Annotated in this window: 24 protein-coding genes; 8 read left to right on the forward strand and 16 right to left on the reverse strand. The window is 72.4% G+C overall.

Features of this window, described 5'->3' with window-relative positions:
* The first annotated feature begins 27 nt into the window (after nucleotides 1–27).
* Nucleotides 28–1,161, forward strand: coding sequence for an Mrp/NBP35 family ATP-binding protein (locus ACGF5O_RS12285; protein ID WP_393809816.1), 1,134 nt, complete (start codon nucleotides 28–30; stop codon nucleotides 1,159–1,161).
* A gap of 122 nt (nucleotides 1,162–1,283) precedes the next feature.
* On the opposite strand, the gene ACGF5O_RS12290 is transcribed toward ACGF5O_RS12285, so the two are convergent.
* The 5 genes from ACGF5O_RS12290 to sigE all read right to left on the reverse strand — a co-directional run bounded on the left by ACGF5O_RS12290 (nucleotide 1,284) and on the right by sigE (nucleotide 5,348).
* On the reverse strand, nucleotides 1,284–1,955 hold the full coding sequence (locus ACGF5O_RS12290; protein WP_393809817.1) for a hypothetical protein: 672 nt from the start codon (nucleotides 1,953–1,955) through the stop codon (nucleotides 1,284–1,286).
* 238 nt (nucleotides 1,956–2,193) lie between these two features.
* Nucleotides 2,194–2,652, reverse strand: a complete 459-nt coding sequence (locus ACGF5O_RS12295) for a sec-independent translocase (protein ID WP_393809818.1) — start codon at nucleotides 2,650–2,652, stop codon at nucleotides 2,194–2,196.
* A gap of 201 nt (nucleotides 2,653–2,853) precedes the next feature.
* Complete coding sequence (locus tag ACGF5O_RS12300) at nucleotides 2,854–3,480, reverse strand: trypsin-like peptidase domain-containing protein (RefSeq protein WP_393809819.1); 627 nt, start codon at nucleotides 3,478–3,480, stop codon at nucleotides 2,854–2,856.
* Nucleotides 3,481–3,654: 174 nt separating this feature from the next.
* Nucleotides 3,655–4,635: an anti-sigma factor gene (locus ACGF5O_RS12305; RefSeq protein ID WP_393809820.1), complete on the reverse strand. Its 981-nt coding sequence runs from the start codon at nucleotides 4,633–4,635 to the stop codon at nucleotides 3,655–3,657.
* Nucleotides 4,632–5,348 (reverse strand): RNA polymerase sigma factor SigE, encoded by a 717-nt coding sequence (sigE, locus tag ACGF5O_RS12310; protein WP_089098938.1) that lies wholly within the window; start codon nucleotides 5,346–5,348, stop codon nucleotides 4,632–4,634. The genes ACGF5O_RS12305 and sigE overlap by 4 nt, the downstream gene beginning before the upstream one ends.
* Before the next feature lie 235 nt (nucleotides 5,349–5,583).
* Between sigE and ACGF5O_RS12315 the strand changes: the two genes are divergently transcribed.
* Nucleotides 5,584–6,282, forward strand: a complete 699-nt coding sequence (locus tag ACGF5O_RS12315) for an O-methyltransferase (RefSeq protein ID WP_362595773.1) — start codon at nucleotides 5,584–5,586, stop codon at nucleotides 6,280–6,282.
* Between the two features lie 118 nt (nucleotides 6,283–6,400).
* Here the strand turns inward: ACGF5O_RS12315 and ACGF5O_RS12320 are convergent, their stop codons facing one another.
* Nucleotides 6,401–6,568, reverse strand: a complete 168-nt coding sequence (locus ACGF5O_RS12320) for a DUF3117 domain-containing protein (RefSeq protein ID WP_004950282.1) — start codon at nucleotides 6,566–6,568, stop codon at nucleotides 6,401–6,403.
* 371 nt (nucleotides 6,569–6,939) lie between these two features.
* On the opposite strand from ACGF5O_RS12320, the gene ACGF5O_RS12325 reads away from it, so the two are divergent.
* Nucleotides 6,940–7,743, forward strand: coding sequence for an enoyl-CoA hydratase/isomerase family protein (locus ACGF5O_RS12325; RefSeq protein WP_390046690.1), 804 nt, complete (start codon nucleotides 6,940–6,942; stop codon nucleotides 7,741–7,743).
* Nucleotides 7,744–7,797: 54 nt separating this feature from the next.
* Here ACGF5O_RS12325 and ACGF5O_RS12330 read toward each other — a convergent pair whose 3' ends face one another.
* Together ACGF5O_RS12330 and ACGF5O_RS12335 are read right to left on the reverse strand one after the other, a co-directional pair.
* Nucleotides 7,798–8,385 carry a DNA-3-methyladenine glycosylase I gene (locus ACGF5O_RS12330; RefSeq protein WP_393810125.1) on the reverse strand — a complete coding sequence of 196 codons (588 nt, stop codon included), beginning with the start codon at nucleotides 8,383–8,385 and terminating at the stop codon, nucleotides 7,798–7,800.
* Nucleotides 8,386–8,399: 14 nt separating this feature from the next.
* Complete coding sequence (locus tag ACGF5O_RS12335; protein ID WP_393809821.1) at nucleotides 8,400–8,768, reverse strand: DivIVA domain-containing protein; 369 nt, start codon at nucleotides 8,766–8,768, stop codon at nucleotides 8,400–8,402.
* 169 nt (nucleotides 8,769–8,937) lie between these two features.
* Here ACGF5O_RS12335 and folP point away from each other — a divergent pair, with 169 nt between their 5' ends.
* Nucleotides 8,938–9,798 carry a dihydropteroate synthase gene (gene folP / locus ACGF5O_RS12340; protein WP_393809822.1) on the forward strand — a complete coding sequence of 287 codons (861 nt, stop codon included), beginning with the start codon at nucleotides 8,938–8,940 and terminating at the stop codon, nucleotides 9,796–9,798.
* A 645-nt stretch (nucleotides 9,799–10,443) separates the two neighbouring features.
* On the opposite strand, the gene ACGF5O_RS12345 is transcribed toward folP, so the two are convergent.
* Both ACGF5O_RS12345 and dapE read right to left on the reverse strand, forming a co-directional pair.
* The gene (locus ACGF5O_RS12345) at nucleotides 10,444–11,202 is read right to left on the reverse strand and encodes a TIGR00730 family Rossman fold protein (protein WP_393809823.1); all 759 of its coding nucleotides are present in this window, start codon (nucleotides 11,200–11,202) and stop codon (nucleotides 10,444–10,446) included.
* A 104-nt stretch (nucleotides 11,203–11,306) separates the two neighbouring features.
* Complete coding sequence (gene dapE, locus ACGF5O_RS12350) at nucleotides 11,307–12,386, reverse strand: succinyl-diaminopimelate desuccinylase (protein ID WP_393809824.1); 1,080 nt, start codon at nucleotides 12,384–12,386, stop codon at nucleotides 11,307–11,309.
* Nucleotides 12,387–12,479: 93 nt separating this feature from the next.
* Here dapE and ACGF5O_RS12355 point away from each other — a divergent pair, with 93 nt between their 5' ends.
* Together ACGF5O_RS12355 and ACGF5O_RS12360 are read left to right on the forward strand one after the other, a co-directional pair.
* Nucleotides 12,480–13,493 carry a heavy metal transporter gene (locus tag ACGF5O_RS12355; protein WP_393809825.1) on the forward strand — a complete coding sequence of 338 codons (1,014 nt, stop codon included), beginning with the start codon at nucleotides 12,480–12,482 and terminating at the stop codon, nucleotides 13,491–13,493.
* Nucleotides 13,494–13,765: 272 nt separating this feature from the next.
* Nucleotides 13,766–14,185: an ATP-binding protein gene (locus tag ACGF5O_RS12360; protein WP_393809826.1), complete on the forward strand. Its 420-nt coding sequence runs from the start codon at nucleotides 13,766–13,768 to the stop codon at nucleotides 14,183–14,185.
* Between the two features lie 155 nt (nucleotides 14,186–14,340).
* Here the strand turns inward: ACGF5O_RS12360 and ACGF5O_RS12365 are convergent, their stop codons facing one another.
* Nucleotides 14,341–15,435 carry a bifunctional succinyldiaminopimelate transaminase/glutamate-prephenate aminotransferase gene (locus tag ACGF5O_RS12365; RefSeq protein ID WP_393809827.1) on the reverse strand — a complete coding sequence of 365 codons (1,095 nt, stop codon included), beginning with the start codon at nucleotides 15,433–15,435 and terminating at the stop codon, nucleotides 14,341–14,343.
* Nucleotides 15,436–15,583: 148 nt separating this feature from the next.
* Nucleotides 15,584–15,910, reverse strand: a complete 327-nt coding sequence (gene fdxA, locus ACGF5O_RS12370) for a ferredoxin (RefSeq protein ID WP_046730523.1) — start codon at nucleotides 15,908–15,910, stop codon at nucleotides 15,584–15,586.
* Nucleotides 15,911–16,050: 140 nt separating this feature from the next.
* Between fdxA and ACGF5O_RS12375 the strand changes: the two genes are divergently transcribed.
* A complete protein-coding gene (locus ACGF5O_RS12375; protein ID WP_393809828.1) occupies nucleotides 16,051–17,061 on the forward strand; it encodes a GNAT family N-acetyltransferase in 1,011 nt (336 codons plus the stop codon).
* A gap of 50 nt (nucleotides 17,062–17,111) precedes the next feature.
* Nucleotides 17,112–17,981, forward strand: coding sequence for a transglutaminase-like domain-containing protein (locus tag ACGF5O_RS12380; protein WP_393809829.1), 870 nt, complete (start codon nucleotides 17,112–17,114; stop codon nucleotides 17,979–17,981).
* 299 nt (nucleotides 17,982–18,280) lie between these two features.
* Here ACGF5O_RS12380 and ACGF5O_RS12385 read toward each other — a convergent pair whose 3' ends face one another.
* Genes ACGF5O_RS12385 through ACGF5O_RS12400 form a run of 4 tightly spaced genes read right to left on the reverse strand, consistent with a single transcriptional unit; the run spans nucleotide 18,281 to nucleotide 21,802 of the window.
* Nucleotides 18,281–18,895 (reverse strand): response regulator transcription factor, encoded by a 615-nt coding sequence (locus ACGF5O_RS12385; RefSeq protein WP_361292164.1) that lies wholly within the window; start codon nucleotides 18,893–18,895, stop codon nucleotides 18,281–18,283.
* Nucleotides 18,892–20,100, reverse strand: coding sequence for a sensor histidine kinase (locus ACGF5O_RS12390; protein ID WP_393809830.1), 1,209 nt, complete (start codon nucleotides 20,098–20,100; stop codon nucleotides 18,892–18,894). The genes ACGF5O_RS12385 and ACGF5O_RS12390 overlap by 4 nt, the downstream gene beginning before the upstream one ends.
* A complete protein-coding gene (locus ACGF5O_RS12395) occupies nucleotides 20,097–20,837 on the reverse strand; it encodes an ABC transporter permease (protein ID WP_393809831.1) in 741 nt (246 codons plus the stop codon). Before ACGF5O_RS12395 ends, ACGF5O_RS12390 begins: the two co-directional genes overlap by 4 nt.
* On the reverse strand, nucleotides 20,834–21,802 hold the full coding sequence (locus ACGF5O_RS12400) for an ABC transporter ATP-binding protein (RefSeq protein ID WP_393809832.1): 969 nt from the start codon (nucleotides 21,800–21,802) through the stop codon (nucleotides 20,834–20,836). Before ACGF5O_RS12400 ends, ACGF5O_RS12395 begins: the two co-directional genes overlap by 4 nt.
* Between the last annotated feature and the right edge of the window lie 133 nt (nucleotides 21,803–21,935).

The following is a 21,935-nucleotide window of genomic DNA, read 5'->3' on the forward strand; positions in this document are numbered from 1 at the left end:
CGCGCGCCGCGCCGTACCATCGGGGGTATGGCTAGCGAAGACGCGGTGCGCGAGGCACTGGCGACGGTGAACGACCCCGAGATCAACCGACCCATCACCGAACTGGGGATGGTCAAATCGGTGGAGATCGGGGAGGACGGCGCGGTCGCGGTCACCGTGTACCTGACGGTCTCGGGCTGCCCCATGCGGGACACGATCACCCAACGCGTCACCGACGCGGTCTCCCGCGTCGAGGGCGTGACCCGCGTCGACGTCACCCTGGACGTGATGAGCGACGAGCAGCGCAAGGAGCTGGCGACCGCCCTGCGCGGCGGCCAGGCCGAGCGCGAGGTCCCCTTCGCCAAGCCCGGCAGCCTCACCCGGGTCTACGCGGTCGCCTCCGGCAAGGGCGGCGTCGGCAAGTCGTCGGTCACGGTCAACCTCGCCGCCGCGATGGCCGCCGACGGCCTCAAGGTGGGCGTGGTCGACGCGGACATCTACGGCCACTCGGTCCCGCGCATGCTCGGCGCGGACGGCCGCCCGACCCAGGTCGAGAACATGATCATGCCGCCGTCGGCCAACGGCGTGAAGGTCATCTCCATCGGCATGTTCACCCCGGGCAACGCCCCGGTCGTCTGGCGCGGCCCGATGCTGCACCGCGCCCTCCAGCAGTTCCTCGCGGACGTCTACTGGGGCGACCTCGACGTCCTCCTCCTCGACCTCCCGCCCGGCACCGGCGACATCGCCATCTCGGTCGCCCAGCTGGTCCCGAACGCGGAGATCCTGGTCGTGACGACGCCTCAGCAGGCGGCGGCCGAGGTCGCCGAGCGGGCCGGCTCGATCGCGGTCCAGACCCACCAGAAGATCGTCGGCGTGGTCGAGAACATGTCCGGCCTGCCCTGCCCGCACTGCGGCGAGATGGTCGACGTCTTCGGCACGGGCGGCGGTCAGACCGTCGCCGACGGCCTGACCCGCACGACGGGCGCGACGGTCCCGGTCCTGGGTTCGATCCCGATCGACGTCCGCCTCCGCGAGGGCGGCGACGAGGGCAAGCCGGTGGTCCTCACCGACCCCGACTCCCCGGCGGGCGCGGCCCTGCGCGGCATCGCCGGCAAGCTGGGCGGCAGGCAGCGAGGCCTCTCGGGCATGTCCCTGGGCATCACGCCGCGCAACAAGTTCTGAGCAGCACCTGTAGCGCCCCGTCAGGGGCGCGGGGAACTGCGCGATCAACCACCACGCACCCGCGGTCGCGAACTCACCCCCCCCCCGGCGAAGGGGCGCCAAAACCACCGGCGCCCCTTTTCTCATGCGTACGCGGCAACGTCCTTGATCACCGCGAACCCCAGCCCATAGGCCGACATCCCCCGCCCGTACGCCCCGAGGTGCACCCCCTCCTCCGTGGACCCGGCGAGCACCCAGCCGAACTCCGACTCCCGGTAGTGGAACGGCGTAGCCACCCCGTCCACCGGTAGCGACAGCGTCGACCACTCCGGCCCGGCCAGCTCGTCCGCCAGCTCCCACGCCGTCTCGGTCTGCTGCTCCAGCCAGTCGTCCCGCAGGCTGTGGTCCATCTGCCCCGGCCAGGTGAAGGACAGCAGCCCGACCCCGGCCAGCCACGCCGCGGACGACACCGACGTGGCCTCCAGCAGCCCCGTCCCGTCGGCGCTCCGCCGGGACGGACTCGCCGCGACGGTCACGACGACCGCGAACTTCTCCCGCGGCTCACCGACGGCCGAGGCAAGATGCTCGTTCCGCACCGACGGCTCGTCGCCGTGCCCGATCGACCCGTGCTCCACCGCACCGTCGGCCGCCACACCCACCTGCATCAGCCAGCGCGGCCCCGTGAACGCCTCGTCGAGGCCGTACCAGGGGAAGGGCGCCTCCAGGTAGCCGTCGACCGTGCGGCGGGCGGAGGGGGCCTGCTGCACGCCCTCCACGACCGGCGCCTGTCCGTCCACCCGACTTGTCGTCTCCATCTGCCCGGACGCCTCCTAGCTCTCGTCGGTCCGGGGCGGCCCGCCCCCCTTCGGGCGCACTCGTCCGGTCCGCACAACAACTCGGCAGCATATCGACCCCGCTGGGACCAGCCGCGAAACCGCCCGGTGCGTGGGTCGCACGGGCGGCTGGTTCGGGCCGTAAGAGACGAATGAGCGGCGCACACGCGGTATGAAACGCGTCACGTGCGCCGCTCATGCGCGGGTCGGTGATCCGGACTCAGGTGGCGTCCGCGTCGTACGGCGGACGCTCGTCCGTGCCCGGATCCTCCGGCTTCTTGGTCATGTCGATCCGGCCGCCCGAAGAACCGCTCCCCGACGAACCGCTCCCGGAGGACGACGCCGAGGCATCGGTCTCGCGGCTGTGCACCGCGTCCGTGACCTCGGCCATCTCCTTCTTCAGGTCGAAGCCGTTGCGGATCTCCTTCAACCCCAGCTCGTCGCTGTCCAGGTGCTTGCGGATGAAGGTCTTCGGGTTGAGGTCCTCCAGCTCGAAGTCCTTGAACTCCGGGCCGAGTTCCTGCCGGATGTCTTCCTTGGCGCTCTCCGAGAACTCCCGGATCTTGCGGATGGTCCGCATGACGTCCTGGATGACCTTCGGGAGCTTGTCCGGACCGAAGACGAGCACGGCGAGCACGACGATCGTCACCAGCTCGAGTGGTCCTATGTCATTGAACACCTGAAGCTCCTTGCGATGTCCTCGGTCCTCGGCCCTCCGGTCGCTGTTGCGGGTGTTCCGTGGTCCGGGCCGGGTCCACGGTACCCGCCGGACCTGTCCGACCGGTACTGCCCCGAGGTGTCCGGCCGCGTGTGTACGACGGGTTTTCCGGGTTGTTTGCCTAGTCGGGGCACGAGTGGGGCCCTGCCTGTGACGTTTCTGTCAGTTCCTGTCCGAGGAGCCGGAGCGGTCGCCGGGCCGGTCGAACGGCAGCGGGGTGAGGTCCTGCACGCCGTTCACCTGGACGACGGCGAGGTCGTAGCCGGTGTCCCGGCGGACGACGGTCGCCCGGGCGGTGGCGCCGCTGCTGAACGTCACGGTGATCCGGCCGCCCGCGGCGGTCGCGGGGGCGACGACGTGGCTGTCGGTGAGGATGTGCCCGCGGGTGTCGATGACGAAGCCGGTGCCGGTGGCCTGCTCGCCGGTTCCGGTGCCGGTGACCCGCAGGGTGACGACGCCGGCCAGCGCCCGCGCGTCGATCCCGGCGGCGCCGCCGGGCGGCGGTCCGGGCGGCGGCGGGCCCGGCTGGGACGCACCGTGCGGGGGCGGTCCGGGCTGGGGCAGCTGTACGGACTCCAGGCCGCCGGTGCGCTGCAGGTAGCCGCCGACCAGCCCGCCGGCCGCGGCGGAGAGCAGGGAGAGCGCCAGCGCCCCCGCGGCGAACGTCCGCCGGCTCCGCGACCGCCGCCGCTGTACCGCGGCCCCTGCCGCGTCCTCCCGTGGGAGGGACGCGGCGCTGCCGGTGGTGTCGCCGGACGTCGCCGGTGCCGTCGGTATCCCCTCGTCCATGGTCTCCTCGCGGGCTCACGCGGCCCTGCGCTCGGGCGGGCTCGCGGAAGGTCGGCTCCGTGCCCGCACGGGTGCGACGGACATGGCTGACTCACAGGATTCAACCAGGTTCGCGAGTCGCCGCGCAGGGGCGTTCAGCAGGTGGGCAGCGACCGGCCGGCGGGCCGCGACCGGTCAGCGGGCCGCGCGGGAGGAGCGGGACGGGGACGCGGAGGGGACGGAGGGAGCCGAGGTGGTGTCGGGGACGGGTGCGGCGAGCAGGCTGGTGCCGGTCGCCTCGGGGACGGTGGTCCAGGAGGTGAGGGCGAACGGCGGGTTGGTGCTCAGCGGTCGTATCAGCGGGGAGACCGCCGCCGCGCCGGCCATCACCGGTGCGGTCAGCTCCCGCAGCCTCTGCTGTGCGACGGCCGGGGAGGGCACTCCGGGCAGCAGCGGTGCGGAGACCGAGGTGGGCATGGCGGGGGTGCCGCCGAGCATGGTGCCGGACGACAGCAGCGGGGTGAGCAGGCGGCGGCGCTGCGTGTCGGCGGTACCCGCGGTGCCCGAGCCCGCCGTGCCGGCCGGGGCGACGCTGCCGCCGCCGGTGCCGTTGCGGGCGTCTGCGGCCGGGGTGCCGGGGAGGCCCGCGGTGACGCCGCCGAGGGCGACGGCGGCGAGCGAGACCGCGCCGGCGGCGACGAACGCGAACCGCATGCCCCGCGAGGCGGAGCGGTCGCCGTCCGGGCGGCCGACGGGATGGATGCGGAAGCCCCGGCCGGCCGCCGCGGCCGGGTCGTGCGGGCGGGCGGGGACGTAACCGAACTCGAAGCGGTCGTCCCGGCTCAGGCCGAAGACCCCGCTGTCGGATCCGCGTCCCGAGGGGTCTCCCCCGCCGAACGGCGAACCGCCGCCGTCCGGGTCGCCGCCCGCGGGCAGCCCCTGGAGCCGGGCGAGGAAGCTCTCGGAGGGCGCGGGCGGGGCGGTCGCCGCGAAGACGCTCTTCAGGGCGCGCTGGGCGTCCGCCTCGGCCTTGCACCGGGCGCAGGTCGCCAGGTGGGCCAGGACGCGCTCACGCGTCTCGTGGCCGAGCTCTCCGTCCACCAGGGCGGAGAGTCGGTCTCCCAGGTGCTGTTCGGCGAGCTGTCGCTCGGCCGGTTTCGGTCGTGATCCACTCACGCGGTCGCGCCCCCTCCTCCCAGTGCGGGAACACGGGGCACGAAGGAGCGGCGCTCGGCCTTGCGGGCCTCCGGGGAGCGGTGCGCGAGGGCCTTGCGCAGCTGGGAACGGCCGCGGTGGATACGGGAGCGGACCGTGCCGAGCTTGACGCCGAGGGTCGCGGCGATCTCCTCGTACGACAGCCCCTCGATGTCGCAGAGCACGACGGCGGCGCGGAACTCGGGCGCGAGGGTGTCCAGGGCCTGCTGGACGTCGGCGTCGAAGTGCGCGTCGTTGAAGGCCTGCGAGGGGGTGGGCTCGCGGCTGGGCAGGCGCTCGGCCGCGTCCTCGCCGAGGGCGTCGAAGCGGATGCGCTGCTTGCGGCGGACCATGTCGAGGAACAGGTTGGTGGTGATGCGGTGCAGCCAGCCCTCGAAGGTGCCCGGGGAGTAGGTCGACAGGGAGCGGAAGACGCGGACGAAGACCTCCTGGGTGAGGTCCTCGGCGTCGTGCTGGTTGCCGGTCAGACGGTAGGCCAGGCGGTAGACGCGGCCACTGTGCGTGCTGACGATCTCCTCCCACGTGGGCGGAGTCCATGCCTGCCCGTCCGCGTCGGTGGAGAAGGTCGCGGTCCGGTCCTCGCCCATGGCGAGCGCGGCGGCGTGGCTGGGGTCAGCAGCGGTGTCGTTCACGGATTTCGGCCTGCCTGCCGATCCGAGGAAGCGCCGCAGCACTCCTCCCCGATCCCCAGGCGCGGCCGCACCTCCCCTGTCGGCTCTGGTGGTGTCCAGTGGAGCCCCTACCATAGCCACCTCGCCCGTTAGCACCGGATAAGCGGTTTTACAAGAATTTGATCTCTGCTGGTACGGCTCATCCAGCTGCGACAGCGGGTGGTCGGCCGCCGTCTCGTAACCGTGATCCATTCGTGTCCCCCCGCCTTGTCTTCCACCCCTCTAAACGCCCGGTCCCATCTGCGGGTTCCCGACACCAACGGATACAGTCACGCCCAGGCAACCACGGGGACAGGAGAGGGTCATTACCGGCAACCGGCAGACGAGCTGGGCGTTCGCCGACGCCTTTGTCGCCGAGGACGAAGCACTGCGGTGGGCCCGTGACCGGGCCCGCGAGGCAGGGCTGCGCTCGGTGTCGCCCGGCACGGGCGCCGCGCTGCGCATGCTCGCCGCCTCCGTGGACGCCAAGGCGGTCGCCGAGATCGGCACCGGGTGCGGGGTCTCCGGGATGTACCTGCTGCACGGCATGCGTCCGGACGGCGTGCTGACCACCGTGGATCCGGAGCCGGAGCACCAGCAGTTCGCGCGGCAGGCCTTCCGCGCCTGCGGCTTCGCCAGCAACCGGGCCCGCTTCATCCCCGGCCGGGCCACCGACGTGCTGCCCCGCCTCGCGGACGCCGGCTACGACCTCGTCTTCTGCGACGGCGACCGCCAGGAGTACTCCGACTACCTCGCTGAATCGTTGCGCCTGCTGCGCCCGGGTGGCCTGGTGGTCTTCGAGGGCGTCTTCGCCAACGGCCGCACCGTCGACTCGGGGCCGCAGCCGACCGAGGTACTGCGGCTGCGCGAGCTGCTGCGCACGGTCCGGGAGAGCCCGGAGCTGGTGCCGTCGCTGCTGCCGGTGGGCGACGGGCTGCTGTGCGCGGTCAAGCGCTAGAGCCCTCGCGGGCAGGGAACGAACGGACCCGGGGCCGACACGGCGGCCCGGGAACACGGCAACGCCCCGGCACCGCTTAGGATGCCGGGGCGGCCGAAAGGGTGTGGTCGCTGACGCCTCAGACGACGACGTTCTTGAGGGCGTCGGCAAGCGCCGCGGCCTCGTCAGGGGTCAGCTCGACGACGAGCCGACCGCCGCCTTCGAGCGGAACGCGCATGACGATGCCCCGCCCCTCCTTGGTCACCTCGAGCGGGCCATCACCCGTCCGCGGCTTCATGGCCGCCATGCTGGTTCCCCTTCCTGAAAACAGCTCATCGTCTGCCGACGGCCCCCGAGGGCACGCGCGGTCTCTGGCGGGACACGCGACTCCGGCATCGAACACATTGCTTCCAAGCCATTATCCCGCATCTCAGGACCCGATGACCAACATCAGTCGGCATCGCTTGGGCAACGCACGCGAGCAAAACCACCCAATTCGGCGATGTGACTGCGATACTTCGCCACCTCGTGTCCTTACGCCGACCGAGTCGGCTCCGGAATTCTTTGACGCAGGTCACACGCCCGCTCCGGTCCCCCGCCGACGATCTCCGCCATGCTGTCCTTCGGACACGGACGTACTGAGCGGTACGTCAGCCGCGACGACGGAGGGGACGCTCCATGACCGACACCGTGCTCTACGAGGTGGGCGACGGGCTCGCGACGATCACGCTGAACCGCCCCGAGGCGATGAACGCGCTGAACATCGCGACGAAGGTGGCCCTTCGGGAGGCCGCACAGGAAGCGGCGGCCGACACGGCCGTCCGGGCGATCCTGCTGACCGCCGCCGGGGACCGGGCGTTCTGCGTGGGCCAGGACCTCAAGGAACACATCACGCTGCTCGCGTCCGACCGGGAGACCGGGGCGGGGCAGACGATGACGACGGTACGGGAGCACTACAACCCGATCGTCCGGGCGCTGGTGTCGGCGCCGAAGCCGGTCGTCGCCGCCGTGAACGGGGTGGCCGCCGGCGCCGGCTTCGGGTTCGCCCTCGCGGCGGACTACCGGGTGGTCGCCGACACGGCCGCGTTCAACACGTCGTTCGCCGGGGTGGCGCTGACCGCGGACTCCGGCGTCTCGTGGACGCTGCCGCGGGTCGTGGGGCCGGGCCGCGCCGCCGACCTGCTGCTCTTTCCGCGGAGCATCAGTGCGCAGGACGCGTACGAGCTGGGCATCGCGAACAAGGTGGTGCCTTCGGCCGAGCTGCGGGCCGAGGCCGAGAAGGCGGCCCGGAAACTGGCCGAAGGGCCGACCGTGGCGTACGCGGCGCTGAAGGAGGCCGTCGCCTACGGGCTCACGCACTCCCTCGACGAGACGCTCGACAAGGAGGACGAGCTGCAGGCCCGGGCCGGGGCGTCCGAGGATCACGGCATCGCCGTGCAGGCCTTTGTGAACAAGGAGAAGCCCAAGTATTTGGGGCGGTGACGGTTGGGGGGAACTGCGGGCAGGCGGGGGTTGATCGCGCAGTTCCCCGCGCCCCTAAGAGGCGCTCCTCGCGACGCAGGTTTCCAGGTGGTCGTTGACCAGGCCGCAGGCCTGCATGAGGGCGTATGCCGTCGTCGGGCCGATGAAGCGCAGGCCGCGCTTCTTGAGGGCCTTGGACAGGGCCGTCGACTCGGGGGTCACCGGCGGGACGTCGGCGATGGTCCTCGGAGCCGGGTAGGTGCCCGGCTCCGGGGCGTGCGACCAGATCAGCTCGTCCAGCTCGCCCTGCCGCCACTCCGCCAGGACCTTCGCGTTGGCCATCGTCGCGTCGATCTTCGCCCTGTTGCGGATGATGCCCGGGTCGGCCAGCAGGCGCTCGCGGTCCTCGTCGGTGAACGCGGCCACCTTGTCGATGTGGAAGTCGGCGAAGGCGGCCCGGAAGCCGGGGCGGCGGCGCAGGATCGTGATCCAGGAGAGGCCGGACTGGAAGGCCTCCAGGCTGAGGCGTTCGTAGAGGGCGCCGTCGCCGTGGACCGGGCGGCCCCACTCCTCGTCGTGGTACGCCACGTAGTCCTCGGTGGACAGCGCCCAGGGGCAGCGCAGCCTGCCGTCCGGCCCGGGAACCGCCGCTCCTTCGATCATGCCGGGCGTCTCGCTCACGGCCGGTCCTCCGGCTCGGGCTTGTCCAGCGACATGTGCGAGCTGTGCGGTCCGCGCGGCCCGGCCTGGGCGCCGGCCAGCGCGGACTCCAGGTCGGCGATCCGGGCGTCGCGCTCCGCGAGCTCGGCGCCGAGGCGGCTGAGCGCGTCGTCGACGTCCGCCATGCGGTAGCCGCGCGGGACGAGCGGGAAGCGGATGCTCTCCACGTCCGCGCGGTTCACCGGGCGGTCCGGGGGCAGCGGGTCCTCGAAGCGCTCGGGGGCCACCTCGGGCAGCGGTCCGCTCTCTCCGCCGCTCACCACGGAGAGGGTGACCGCGGCGACCACGACCGCCAGCGCGACGACGAGGAACAGGAACATAACCATCGCGGTGGGCCCCCAGGCTCGGTGGAGCTCGGTGCAGCAGCACTCGTGTGCTCAGTGTGCTCAGCGTGCTCGGTGACGAATGTGTCTGTGTCCGATCGTGCCATGCGAGTCTGACAGTTAGGGTCGCAGGCGGTCGTACCGAGGGAATTACTACGGGAGGTCACAGGCGATGCTCAGGCTGGGCAGGCGGGAATTCGGGCCGAACGAACCGGTGGTCATGGCCATCGTGAACCGGACGCCGGACTCCTTCTACGACCAGGGGGCGACCTTCCGCGACGAGCCGGCCCTCGCGCGCGTGGAGCAGGCGGTCGCCGAGGGGGCCGCGATCATCGACATCGGCGGGGTGAAGGCCGGGCCGGGCGAGGAGGTCACCGCCGAGGAGGAGGCACGGCGCATCGTCGGGTTCGTCGCGGAGGTGCGCGGCAGCTTCCCGGACGTCGTGATCAGCGTGGACACCTGGCGGGCGTCGGTCGGCGAGGCCGCCTGCGCGGCCGGGGCGGATCTGCTGAACGACGCGTGGGGCGGGGTCGACCCGGGGCTGGCCGAGGTCGCGGCGCGGTACCGGGTGGGGCTGGTGTGCACGCACGCGGGCGGAGCCGAACCGCGGACGCGGCCGCACCGGGTGACGTACGACGACGTCGTGGCCGACATCCTGCGGGTGACCCTGGGTCTGGCCGAGCGGGCCGTGGCACTGGGGGTGCCGCGGGAGTCGGTGCTGATCGATCCCGGGCACGACTTCGGCAAGAACACCCGGCACAGCCTGGAGGCGACGCGGCGGCTGGGCGAGATGGTGGAGACGGGGTGGCCGGTGCTGGTCTCCCTGTCCAACAAGGACTTCGTGGGCGAGACGCTGGACCGGCCGGTAAAGGAGCGGGTGATCGGGACGCTGGCGACGACGGCGGTGTCGGCGTGGCTGGGGGCGCAGGTGTACCGGGTCCACGAGGTGGCCGAGACGCGCCAGGTGCTGGACATGGTGGCGTCGATCGCCGGCCACCGGCCTCCGGCGGTGGCCCGGCGGGGGCTGGCCTAGCCGCCGGCCGCCCCGCCGCACCCTGGAGGCTCCGCCCCCGGACCCCCAAGCCCTTCGCCCACCCACCACCCGACTCGGTCGGCCGAGAAGTGCACCACCGCACCCGAGCCGGTCGGTGGAGAGGTGCACCACCACACCCGACCCGGTCGGTCGAAAAGTGCACCACGCACCAGACTCGGCCGGTCACAAGGTGCACCACCGCACCAGACTCCGTCGGTCGAGAGGTGCACCACCACACCCGACCCGGCCGGTCGCAAGGCGCACCACGCACCAGACTCGGCCGGTGAAGAGGTACACCACCACACCCGACCCGGCCGGTCGCAAGGCGCACCACGCACCAGACTCGGCCGGTGAAGAGGTACACCACCACACCCGACCCGGTCGGTCGCAAGGTGCGCCACGCACCAGACTCGGCCGGTGAAGAGGTACACCACCACACCCGACCCGGTCGGTCGCAAGGTGCGCCACGCGCCAGACTCCGTCGGTCGAGAGGTGCACCACCGCGTCCGGCTCGGCGGGGCGCAAGGTGCGTCGGTCGGCTCGGGGGTCCGAGAGGGGCGCGATGCGGTGCTGTCGGACGGTGTGGGGGCAAGTCCCCTCGGTGTCGGCTTCTCAGCGGAGCCGGTCGGGTGGGTGGGCGGCGTTCTAGCGGGCCGCCTCCTTCGAGACCAGGCCTACCGCCTCGTCCACGTCGTCCGTGACGTGGAAGAGCAGGAGGTCCTTCTCCGCCGCCTTGCCCTGGGCCACCAGCGTGTTCTGCAGCCAGTCGACGAGGCCGCCCCAGTACGCGCTGCCGAACAGGACGATCGGGAAGCGGGTGACCTTCTGGGTCTGGACGAGGGTGAGGGCCTCGAAGAGCTCGTCGAGGGTGCCGAGGCCGCCGGGCAGGACCACGAAGCCCTGTGCGTACTTGACGAACATCATCTTCCGCACGAAGAAGTAGCGGAAGTTGAGGCCGATGTCGACGTACGGGTTGAGGCCCTGTTCGAAGGGGAGCTCGATGCCGAGGCCGACCGAGACGCCGCTCGCCTCGAGGGCACCCTTGTTCGCCGCCTCCATGGCGCCGGGCCCGCCGCCCGTGATGACGGCCCAGCCCGCCTCGACCAGCCCGCGGCCCAGCTTCACGCCCGCCTCGTACTCGGGCGAGTCGACCGGCGTCCGAGCGGAGCCGAACACGCTGATCGCGGGCGGGAGTTCGGCGAGCGTGCCGAAGCCCTCGATGAACTCCGACTGGATGCGCAGCACCCGCCAGGGGTCCGTGTGGACCCAGTCGGAGGGACCGCCCGCGTCCAGCAGGCGCTGGTCCGTCGTGCTCGCGGTCACCTGACCGCGCCGTCGGAGGACCGGTCCCAGGCGCTGCTCGTCCGGCGGCACCTTTTTCCCCTCGGGGTTCCCGGTAGGCATATGCGCGCTCCCTCCGCTTGCAGGTGTTTCCACCTCAGCGTAGATCCGCGCGGGTTACAGGCGCGGGACGTCGGCGTGTCCGGTGCGCAGCGGCACCGTGTGACTCAGCTGGTCAGCCACGCACGCAGCCGCTCCTCACCCGCCAGGATCTTGGCGGTTTCCACCCTTTCATCCCTTTTGTGCGCCAAGTGCGGGTTGCCGGGACCGTAGTTGACCGCGGGAACGCCGAGGGACGAGAAGCGGGAGACGTCGGTCCAGCCGTACTTGGGCATCGGCGTACCGCCGACCGCCTCGATGAAGGCCGCGGCGGCCGGGTGGGAGAGGCCGGGCAGCGCGCCGGGGCTGTGGTCGTCGACCACGAACTCCTCGACCCCGCAGTCGGCGAAGACCTCGCGGACGTGGGCGACGGCCTCGGCCTCGGAACGGTCGGGGGCGTACCGGAAGTTGACGGTGACCACGCAGGCGTCGGGGATGACGTTGCCGGCGACCCCGCCGGAGATGCCGACCGCGTTGAGGCCCTCGCGGTACTCCAGGCCGTCGATGACCGGGTAGCGCGGCTCGTAGGCGGCCAGGCGGGCCAGGATCGGGGCCGCAGCGTGGATCGCGTTGGAGCCCATCCAGGAGCGCGCCGAGTGGGCCCGCTCGCCCGAGGTCTTCAGCAGGACGCGCAGGGTGCCCTGGCAGCCGCCCTCGACCTCGCCGTCCGAGGGTTCGAGCAGCACCGCGAAGTCGCCCGCCAGCCACTCGGGACGGGCCTCGGCGACGTGCTTGAGCCCGTTGAGGTCGGCGGCGACCTCCTCGTTGTCGTAGAAGACGAAGGTCAGGTCGCGGTTGGGGGCCGGGACGGTGGCCGCGATGCGCAGCTGGACCGCGACACCCGACTTCATGTCGCAGGTGCCGCAGCCCCACAGCACGCCGTCCGCGTCGAGGCGGGAGGGCACGTTCTCCGCGATGGGGACGGTGTCGATGTGGCCGGCCAGGATCACGCGCTCGGGGCGGCCGAGGCTCGTCCGGGCGATCACGTTGTTGCCGAACCTGTCGACCGTCAGATGCGGCAGGGCGCGCAGCGCGCTCTCGATCGCGTCCGCGAGCGGCTTCTCGGTGCCGCTCTCGGAGGGGAGGTCGACGAGCCGCGCGGTGAGCGCGGCGGCGTCCAGCGAGAGGTCAAGGGAGGTGTCGGCCATGACCTCGACCCTAGCGCCCGCGATTCCGTAAGCGGGTTCACAGGCTTCCGGACCCGGGGGTGAGCAGCTCGTACCCTCCAGTATGTTGTACGGGTGCCAGAGCCGTCCCCCATCCGCCCCAAGCGTCGCGGCCGTGTCCTGCGTTTCGTGTCGGGCTTGCTCATCCTGTCCGCCGTCGCGGCCTACCTGGTCGTCCAGTACGTCACCGGCGGCGGTGGCGCCGAGGGCTGCAAGGTCGTCTCGGGCCGAAGCGACGACGAGTCGTACCAGTTCACGCCCGAGCAGGCGGTGAACGCGGCGACGATCGCCGCCGTCGGCACCGGCCGCGGCATGCCCGAGCGGGCCGTGGCGATCGCCCTGGCGACCGCGATCCAGGAGTCGGGGCTGCTCAACATCGAGCACGGCGACCGGGATTCGCTCGGCCTGTTCCAGCAGCGGCCCTCGCAGGGCTGGGGCACCGAGAAGCAGATCCTGGACCCGGCGTACGCGGCGGGCATGTTCTACGCCCACCTCGCCAAGGTGCGCGACTACGAGACCCTGCCGCTGACGGTGGCCGCGCAGCGCGTGCAGCGCAGCGGCTACCCGGAGGCGTACGCCAAGCACGAGACCGACGCCACACTGCTCGCGGCGGCCCTGACCGGGCAGGCCGCGGCCACCCTGACCTGCGACGGGCGCCCGGCGGCCAGGACCGCGACGGCGGCCACGGCGACGGGTCCGGACGCGGTGCGGACCGCGCTCGTGCGGGACTTCGGGCGGGACGCGGTCGAGGAGGCCGGCGCCGAGGTGAGCGGGTCGACCACGCCGCCCCCGACCCCCACCCCCACCCCCAGCGTGACCGCCACGGCGCACGGGCGGACCGTGACCGTGCCGGTGCCGGAGGGGAAGAAGACCGACAAGTCGGGGCGCACCGAGAGCGAGCGGGGCTGGCAGCTGGCGCACTGGGCGGTGGCCAATGCGTCGGCGCTGCACATCGAGCGGGTGTCGTACGCGGGCCGGGAGTGGACCGCGGGGAGCACGGACAGCCAGTGGCAGGCGCCGTCCGGTACGCAGAGCACGGGCGGAGCGGAGAAGTCCGCGGGCTCGGTGCGGATCGTGACCGGGCAGTAGTTCGGGGGGTCCCTCCGGCGGGTCAGCCGGGACACGCCGGTCGTGTGGTGTGCTCACGTTTTCGCACGGTCACTCGCGCACGCGCGAAATCCCTTGGGAGCGTTGGGCGGTAAGGATTCTGCGGGAGCGCCTGCAGTGCGCCGTTTGCCCGTTTTTCTCCACACCCGATAATGCGATGCGTTATCAACTCTTTACCTTGGGCCTCCGCAACCTTCGCGGGCTTCGCGTCGGTAGTCACGGCGATCACGTTCCCTCCCGTCGAATGGAGCACCATGTCCCTCCCCCTGACCCGCCGGATCGCCCGTGCCGCGCTGCTCGTCGCAGCGGGAGCGGCAGCCGGGGTCGGTGCGGCCGGCTCCGCCGGCGCGGCCCCGAGCCTGCCGGCGGCCACCCCGAGCCTCGGCGGCCTGACCGCCCTGGACGGGGCGAGCGTCGGCAACACCGCCGACGCGGCGGCGCAGACCGTCACCGGGACCGTCGGCCGCACCGGCGGCGCGGCGATCGAGTCGGCGGTGCCCGCCGCGGGCCAGACCGGCGGCAAGGCCGTCAAGAAGGCGGCGCCGGTGGTGCAGCACACCGCGGGCGACGCGGCAGGCTCCGCCGGGGGGCTGCTGGGTGAGACGGCGGCCACCGCGACGAAGGGTGGGCTGCCGACGGGTGGGCTGCCGGTGAAGGGGCTGCCGATCGGCTGAGTGGCTCAGCCGCCTCTCGCGAAGGGGCCCGGGGATTTCCCCGGGCCCCTTCGCGTTGCGCTTCGGCTGCGGGCCGGTGGGGGTTGTTCGCGCAGTTCCCCGCGCCCCCGAAGGGGCGCTCCAGCCGGGGCGGGCTTCAGAGAAGCCGCGCCCGGTCAGGCCAGTCGTGCCACCGCTGCCCGTACGCGTTCGTCCGTTGCCGTCAGGGCCACGCGGACGAACTTGTCGCCCGCCTCGCCGTAGAAGTCGCCGGGTGCGACCAGGATGCCCAGGTCGGCCAGGTGGGACACCGTCTCCCAGCAGGACTCCTCGCGGGTCGCCCACAGGTAGAGGCTCGCCTCGCTGTGTTCGATGCGGAAGCCGTGGGACACGAGGGCCTCGCGCAGGGCGGTGCGGCGGGCCGCGTACCGCTCCCGCTGCTCCTGGACGTGGGTGTCGTCGGAGAGGGCCGCCACCACCGCCGCCTGCGTCGGGGCCGATGTCATCATGCCGCCGTGCTTGCGGATCTCCAGGAGGGGCCCGAGGACCGCCGGGTCGCCGGCCAGGAAGGCCGCGCGGTAGCCGGCGAGGTTGGAGCGCTTGGAGAGCGAGTGGACGGCCACGATGCCGTCGTACGAGCCGCCGTTGACGTCCGGGTGCAGGACCGAGACCGGGTCGGCCTCCCAGCCCAGTTCGAGGTAGCACTCGTCGGAGAAGAGCAGGATGCCGTGGGCGCGGGCCCAGGCGACGATCTCCGTGAGTTCCTGCTTCGGGAGGACCTTGCCGGTCGGGTTGGACGGGGAGTTCAGCCAGAGGAGCCTCAGGCCGGCCGGGTCCAGGTCGCGCGGGTCGTCGTAGACCTCGTGATCGGCGCGGGCGAGGCGGGCGCCGACCTCGTAGGTGGGGTACGCGAGGCGCGGGTACGCCACCCGGTCGCCGGGGCCGAGGCCCAGCTGGGTGGGGAGCCAGGCGACCAGTTCCTTGGAGCCGACGATCGGCAGGACGTGGCGGTGCGTGACGTCCCGGGCGCCGAGGCGGCGGGTGACCCACGCGGTGATCGCGTCGCGCAGCGCCGGAGTGCCCCAGACCGTGGGGTAGCCGGGCGAGTCGGCCGCGTCGATCAGGGCCTTCTGGATCAGGTCGGGCACCGGGTCCACCGGGGTGCCGACCGACAGGTCGACGATGCCGTCCGGGTGCGCCGCCGCCGTCTTCTTGTACGGTTCCAGCTTGTCCCAGGGGAAGGCGGGCAGACGGTCGGAGACTGCGGACACGGTGACTGACTCACTTTCTTCGGTACGACCGGTAAAGCCGACGGCGGCCGGTACGACAAACGCCTCGGCCCCGTACGGCGCCGATCGGGCGTGATCAGGCCGTACGGGACCGAGGCGGCACGGTGTTGCGGCGGGCCGCCGGTGCGGGTTACTCGGCCTCGGCCTGCGGGGGCAGCGCGGCGATGAAGGGGTGGTCGCGCTCGATCAGGCCCAGCTTGCTGGCGCCGCCCGGGGAACCGAGGTCGTCGAAGAACTCGACGTTGGCCTTGTAGTAGTCCTTCCACTCCTCCGGAGTGTCGTCCTCGTAGAAGATCGCCTCGACCGGGCAGACCGGCTCACAGGCACCACAGTCGACGCATTCGTCCGGGTGGATGTACAAGGACCGCTGGCCCTCGTAGATGCAGTCGACCGGGCACTCCTCGATGCACGCCTTGTCCTTCACGTCGACACAAGGCTGCGCGATGACGTAGGTCACGCTGTCGTTCCTCCTCGAATGGGCGCTGGCGGGCCTCCGTAGGCTCCGCCGCCTGGCGCGCGGGAGCGCGGCGTCGTCGATGCCCGCCCCTAGTATCTCCGTTCCTGGGCATGATCCGAACAGGAGGGGTGAACTGACCAGTGGAAATCTCTGCCGCAGGACGCTTCGAGGTCCGTATCACCGCTGCTGACGTGGGCAAACGGGTGTCTGTGCGCCGTTTGGCCGGAAATGGTGTCGCCGGGGAGAAGTTCACCGACACGGTGGGTGTTCTCACATCATGGGACGACGACGGCATGCTGACGATCACACGGCGGGACGGCGGAATCGTCCGGATACCGGAGTCCGCGCTGGTGGCGGCGAAGGTGGTACCGGCCGCTCCGGCGCGCCGGAGGGGGCCCGCCGCGACCTATCGGGAGCTCGCGCGTGTCGCCGCCCGCGGCTGGCGGCCGGTGGAGAGCGAGCGGCTCGGCGAGTGGGAGCTGCGGGCCGCCGGGGGGTTCACCCGGCGGGCCAACAGCGTGCTGCCGCTCGGTGATCCCGGGCTGCCGCCGGACGCGGCGCTGGCGGCCGTACGGCGGTGGTACGAGGAGCGGGGGCTGCCCGCGTACGTGCAGACCGCGACCGGCGCCGAGGGCACCCAGGAGCTGCTCTGCGCGGAGCTGGAGCGGCGCGGGTGGCTGCGTGAGGTGAGTGCCGAGCTGTGGGTCGGGGGGCTGGCGCCGGTAGCGGACCGGGCGGAGGGGGCCGGGGTGCTGCTCTCCCGGGAGGCCGGCGAGGACTGGCTGGCGCGGTACCAGCGCAAGGGGATGAGCGAGGTCGCGCTGAAGGTGCTGGGGAGCGGTCCTTCGGTGTGGTTCGCCACCGTGCCGGGGGCCGAGGGGGATGCCCCGGCGGCGATCGGGCGGCTGGTGGTGGACGGCCGGTGGGCCGGGTTCGCCGCCGTCGAGGTGGATCCGGGGCTGCGGCGGCGGGGGCTGGCCACCGAGGTCATGGCCGCGCTCGCCCGGCGGGCGCTGGCGGAGGGCGCGTCGGCGGCCTGGTTGCAGGTGGAGACGGACAACCCGGGGGCGCTGGCGCTGTACGGGCGGCTGGGCTTCGCGGCGCACCACGCGTACCACCACTACCGGGCGCCGGAGGCGGACGGCTCCTGAATCCGGGCGCCGAGGCGGTACCGATCATTCCGAAGGGGCACGAGACAGCTATGGCTTCCGGTCAGCCGCATCCACATCCACGTCCGCCGTCGTCGGAGCGGGCCGCCGAGGTACGGCGGCGGTTCGCCGAGGAGGCGCGGTCCGAGCGGCCCGATCTGGCGGCGCTGTGCCTGCTGGCGGGCGCGGCGGGCGACGGCTCGCTGGACGAGGCAGGGATCGACGCGGCGCAGATGGAACTGGACCGGCTGGCCGGGCAGCTGCCGTACCGGCCGGGCGGGCCGCACGCGTGGGCCGCGGCGGCGCACCGGGTGCTGGGCGAACGGTTCGGTTTCCGGGGCACCGCCGGGGACTACCAGCGGCTGGAGTCCTCGCTGCTGCACGAGGTGCTGCGGCGGCGGCGCGGGCTGCCGATCCTGCTCTCCGTGGTGTGGCTGGAGGTCACGCGGCGGGCCGGGGCGCCGGTGTACGGGGTCGCGCTGCCGGGGCACTTCGTGGTCGGGTTCGGGCCGGCCGAGGAGCAGGTGCTGGCCGATCCGTTCGATGGGGGGCGGGTGCTGACCGGGTCGGACGCGGAGCTGCTGGTGGTCGGGGCGGCGGGGGTGCCGCTGGAGCCGGCGATGCTGGAGCCGGCCGATCCCCTGGACGTCGTCCGGCGGATCCTGAACAACGTACGGGCGTGGGCGGCGGCCCGCCCCGAGCGGTCGGACGTGGGGCTGTGGGCGGTCGACCTGTCGCTGCTGCTGCCGTCGCATCCGGCGCGACTGCGGTACGAGCGGGCGCGGTTGCTGGTGGAGCGGGGCGAGTTCACCGACGGCGCGGAGGAGTTGGAGAAGTACGCGGGGCTGATCGACGTGGTCGACGAGGGGGCGGCGGAGAAGGTGCGGGGGGAGGCACGGGCGGCTCGGGCTCGTCTCAACTGAGCTGCTTTACCGAACCGTTCGCCGTAGGGGTGCGTTCCGCGCGTGCGGGTGCATGTGGTGTGGCGCGTGCGGGTGCGTCGTGGCTGGTCGCGCGGTTCCCCGCGCCCCTCGGTCAGCTGCGCTGCCGGCGCCGACACGTCACCGTCGCCGCCACTCACACCAACTCCCGTCGCCACCACTCGCCAACCCCCACTCCCCCGCCGGCTCCCCTCCACCGGTCTCTTCGATCCGCCGCAACGGCGCTCGGCCGAGACGGCGTGATTCGGCGGTGCCCGGTCGGCCGCAACCCCTGAACCGGCCTACAGCCAGCCCTTCTCCCGCGCGATGCGGACCGCTTCCGCTCTGTTCCGGACCGCCAGTTTCTGAATGGCCGTCGAGAGGTAGTTGCGTACCGTCCCCTGGGAAAGGTGCAGGGCCGCCGCCAGTTCCGCGTTCGTGGAGCCGTCGGCCGCCGCGCGCAGGACCTCGCGTTCGCGGTCGGTGAGGGGGTTGGCGCCCTCGGCGAGGGCCGCTGCCGCGAGGGTGGGGTCGATGACGCGTTCGCCGGCGAGGACCTTGCGGACGGCCTCGGCGAGCTGGGCGGCGGGGGCGTCCTTGACGAGGAACGCGTCGGCGCCCGCCTCCATCGCGCTGCGGAGGTAGCCGGGGCGGCCGAAGGTGGTGAGGACGACCAGCTTCACCGCGGGCAGCGCCTTGTGCAGCCGGGCCGCCGCCTCGATGCCCGTGCAGCCCGGCATCTCGATGTCGAGCAGGGCCACGTCGATGTCGTTCGCCTGCGCCGCGGCCAGCACCTCGTCGCCGCGGGCGACCTGAGCGACGACCTCGATGTCGTCCTCCAGGCCCAGCAGGGCCGCCAGCGCCTCGCGGACCATCGACTGGTCCTCGGCGAGGAGGACCTTGATCGTACTGCTCATGCCCCGGATCCTACGGCCCCGCCGGAGTCGAGCGGGACCCGGGCGACCAGCCGGAAACCGCGCTTCAGACGGCCCGCCTCCAGCGTGCCGCCCGCCTTCTCAAGGCGCTCGGTGAGCCCGGTGAGCCCGTTGCCGGGGCCCTTGCCCGAGCCGCCCGTACCGTTGTCCTCGACGGCGAGTTCGAGGACCGGGCCGTCCAGGGTCTGGCGGCGCAGCAGCTCCACCGTGCAGGCGCTCGCGCCGCTGTGCCGTACGACGTTGGTGATCGCCTCCCGCAGCGTCCACGCGAGGGCCGCCTCGCCTTCGTCGGGTACGCCGGCCAGGTCGGGGTCGGCCGGGACCTCGGCGGTGACGGCGGCGGCGGTCAGGGCGACCTGGGCGCCGGCCAGTTCGGCGGCGAGCCGGGGCCGCCGGTAGCCGGTGACCGCCTCGCGGACGTCCACCAGGGCCTGGCGGCTCACCTGTTCGATGTCGGTGACCTGCTGGGCCGCCTTGTCGGGGTGGTCGGGGAGCATCCGGCCGGCCAGCTCGCTCTTCAGGGTGATCAGGGAGAGCGAGTGGCCCAGCAGGTCGTGCAGGTCGCGGGCGAGGCGCAACCGCTCCTCGTTGGCGGCGAGTTGGGCGACGGTGGCGCGGGCCTTGCGCAACTCGATCGTGGTGGCGACGAGTTGCCGTATGCCGGTCATGGAGAAGCCGACCAGGAGCACCACGAGGAACAGGCCCCAGGCCTCGTCCATGTCGTGGACGTACCAGCCCGCCAGCATCATGGCGGCGGTGGTCAGCGGGATCGTCCAGTAGGCGATCCGCAGCGGGAAGGTCACCCCGCACATCACGGAGACGTACACGAACAGGCCGAACCAGGAGCCGCCGAGGCTGAAGGCCAGGGTGACCGCGAGTGTCGCCTCCACGGCGACCGCGGCGCCGACCGCCCAGCCGCGGAAGGGCCGGCCCATCTGGCGGAAGACGACGGCCAGGTAGATCCCGACGAAGGCCGTCAGGCCCGCCCAGCCGGCCGCCGTGATCCCGGTGGTGTGGTGGCCGGAGGCCAGGTCCTGCGCCGGGGAGGCCAGGAAGACCAGCCAGGGCAGGACCCACACCAGCTTGCGGATCGCCTCGCTCCGGCTGCGCGGCGGCCGGCCGATCCGTACCAGCCGGTCCGCCCGTGCCTCGTCCTGCGACCGCAGGTCGTCCGTCATCGTGCTCACGCCTTCAGCGTGTCCTTCCGGTACAGCCAGGCCGCGCCGCCGACGAAGAGGGCGAAGAAGACGACGAGGATGGCGATGTCCTGGGCGTGCGGGGCCCGGCTCTGCTCGATGGCCCGTCCCAGTGCAGCGTACGCGTGCGTGGGCAGCCACTTCGCGATGTCCTGGAGCCAGGTCGGGAAGGAGGAGGAGGGCCACCACAGGCCGCCGAGGATCGACAGGCCGAAGTAGGTGATCATCGTGATCGGGCGGACCGCGTCGCCGCTCGCCAGGTACCCGATGGCGACGCCGAGCGCGGCGAAGACCAGGCTGCCGGCCCAGATCGCGCCGGTGAGGGCGAACCACTGCCAGGCGTCGAGGCGTACGTGCTTCACGGAGGCGGCGATCAGGAAGACGACCACGATGGACGGCAGGCTGACCACGGCGGCGCTGGCGGTCTTGGCGAGGACGTAGCCGCGGCCGGGCAGCGTGGTCAGCCGCAGCTGCCGTACCCAGCCGCTCTCGCGCTCCTTGGCGATGCGTTCGCTGTTGCCCATCAGGACGGCGGTGAGGGCGCCGAAGGAGGCCATGGAGACCATGACGTAGGCGGCGACGGACAGGCCGGAGTTGTCGACGGTCTCGCCGGTGCCGCCCTGGCTGGCGACCAGCAGGAAGATGATCGAGGGGTAGATCACCGAGAAGAACAGGAACTTGCGGTTGCGCAGGGCGCGGGCGAGTTCCAGCTTGATCAGGGCGTTCACGACTGCGTGGCCTCCTTGGCCTCTTCGGCCTCCGTGATGGCGACGAAGGCCTGCTCCAGGCCGAGCCCGGCGACTTCGAGGTTGCGGGGGTAGACGCCCAGGCCGTACAGGGCGTGGACGGTGGCGTCGGCGTCGGACGACTGCATGCGGATGGTCTGGCCGCTCCCCGCGGCGGAGCCGCTTTTTGACACAGTGACGGCGGTGAGGAAGGGCAGCGCCCGCAGCGGGGCCTCGTCGATCTCGCCCTCCAGGTCGAAGGAGATCCGCCGGGCGCCGGCCTTCGCCTTGATCTCGGCGGCCGTGCCGTCGGCGAGCAGCCGCCCCCGGTGCAGCACCAGCACCCGGTCGGCGATGGCGTCGGCCTCTTCGAGGTAGTGGGTGGCGAACAGGACCGTCCGCCCCTGGTCGGCCTGTTCGCGCATGGTGGCCCAGAACGCCTGGCGGGCGGAGACGTCCATGCCGGTGGTCGGCTCGTCCAGGACGATCAGGTCGCTGTCGCCCGCGGTGGCGAGGGCGAAGCGGACGCGCTGGGACTGGCCGCCGGAGAGCTTGTTGACCTTGCGGTCGGCGATCTGCGAGATGCCCGCGCGGGCGAGGACGTCGGTGACCTTGTAGGGCTTGGGGTGCAGCTGGCAGGCGAGCTTGACGAGCTCGGCCACCGTGACCTCGTCCATCAGGCCGCCGCTCTGCAGCATCGCGCCCACGCGTCCGGCGACGATGGCCTCACGCGGGCTCAGGCCGAACACGCTCACCGTGCCGGCGTCGGCCTGCTTGAGGCCGAGCAGCAGGTCGAGCGTGGTGGACTTGCCCGCGCCGTTCGGCCCGAGCAGGGCCACGGTCTCCCCCGGGTGCAGCCGCAGCGACAGCCCGTCGACGGCCCGCACGTTCCCGTAGGTCTTGCTCACTTGGTCGAACCCGACCACCACCGGGGTCCCGGTGGCCGTCGTCGCCGCTGTCGTTGTCATGCCTCCATGCTGACGGCGAGCCCCTGTCCGGGGGCAGTGCCGACCGTCCGGAGAGCCGCATGACAGATGTCATGAGCAGCGCCTGACATGCGCGAAGGGGCGCCCGGTGAGCACCGGGCGCCCCTTCGTCGGG

The organism is Streptomyces sp. NPDC048291, assembly GCF_043201715.1.
GTDB lineage: Bacteria > Actinomycetota > Actinomycetes > Streptomycetales > Streptomycetaceae > Streptomyces.

Bases quoted from the DNA above. Each gene is read 5' to 3' on its own strand.
- ACGF5O_RS12285 (WP_393809816.1), top strand. From the start codon at position 28: ATGGCTAGCGAAGACGCGGTGCGCGAGGCACTGGCGACGGTGAACGAC.
- ACGF5O_RS12290 (WP_393809817.1), bottom strand. From the start codon at position 1,955: ATGGAGACGACAAGTCGGGTGGACGGACAGGCGCCGGTCGTGGAGGGC.
- ACGF5O_RS12300 (WP_393809819.1), bottom strand. From the start codon at position 3,480: ATGGACGAGGGGATACCGACGGCACCGGCGACGTCCGGCGACACCACC.
- ACGF5O_RS12320 (WP_004950282.1), bottom strand. From the start codon at position 6,568: ATGGCGGCCATGAAGCCGCGGACGGGTGATGGCCCGCTCGAGGTGACC.
- ACGF5O_RS12325 (WP_390046690.1), top strand. From the start codon at position 6,940: ATGACCGACACCGTGCTCTACGAGGTGGGCGACGGGCTCGCGACGATC.
- ACGF5O_RS12330 (WP_393810125.1), bottom strand. From the start codon at position 8,385: ATGATCGAAGGAGCGGCGGTTCCCGGGCCGGACGGCAGGCTGCGCTGC.
- ACGF5O_RS12335 (WP_393809821.1), bottom strand. From the start codon at position 8,768: ATGGTTATGTTCCTGTTCCTCGTCGTCGCGCTGGCGGTCGTGGTCGCC.
- folP (WP_393809822.1), top strand. From the start codon at position 8,938: ATGCTCAGGCTGGGCAGGCGGGAATTCGGGCCGAACGAACCGGTGGTC.
- ACGF5O_RS12345 (WP_393809823.1), bottom strand. From the start codon at position 11,202: ATGCCTACCGGGAACCCCGAGGGGAAAAAGGTGCCGCCGGACGAGCAG.
- dapE (WP_393809824.1), bottom strand. From the start codon at position 12,386: ATGGCCGACACCTCCCTTGACCTCTCGCTGGACGCCGCCGCGCTCACC.
- ACGF5O_RS12360 (WP_393809826.1), top strand. From the start codon at position 13,766: ATGTCCCTCCCCCTGACCCGCCGGATCGCCCGTGCCGCGCTGCTCGTC.
- ACGF5O_RS12380 (WP_393809829.1), top strand. From the start codon at position 17,112: ATGGCTTCCGGTCAGCCGCATCCACATCCACGTCCGCCGTCGTCGGAG.
- ACGF5O_RS12385 (WP_361292164.1), bottom strand. From the start codon at position 18,895: ATGAGCAGTACGATCAAGGTCCTCCTCGCCGAGGACCAGTCGATGGTC.
- ACGF5O_RS12400 (WP_393809832.1), bottom strand. From the start codon at position 21,802: ATGACAACGACAGCGGCGACGACGGCCACCGGGACCCCGGTGGTGGTC.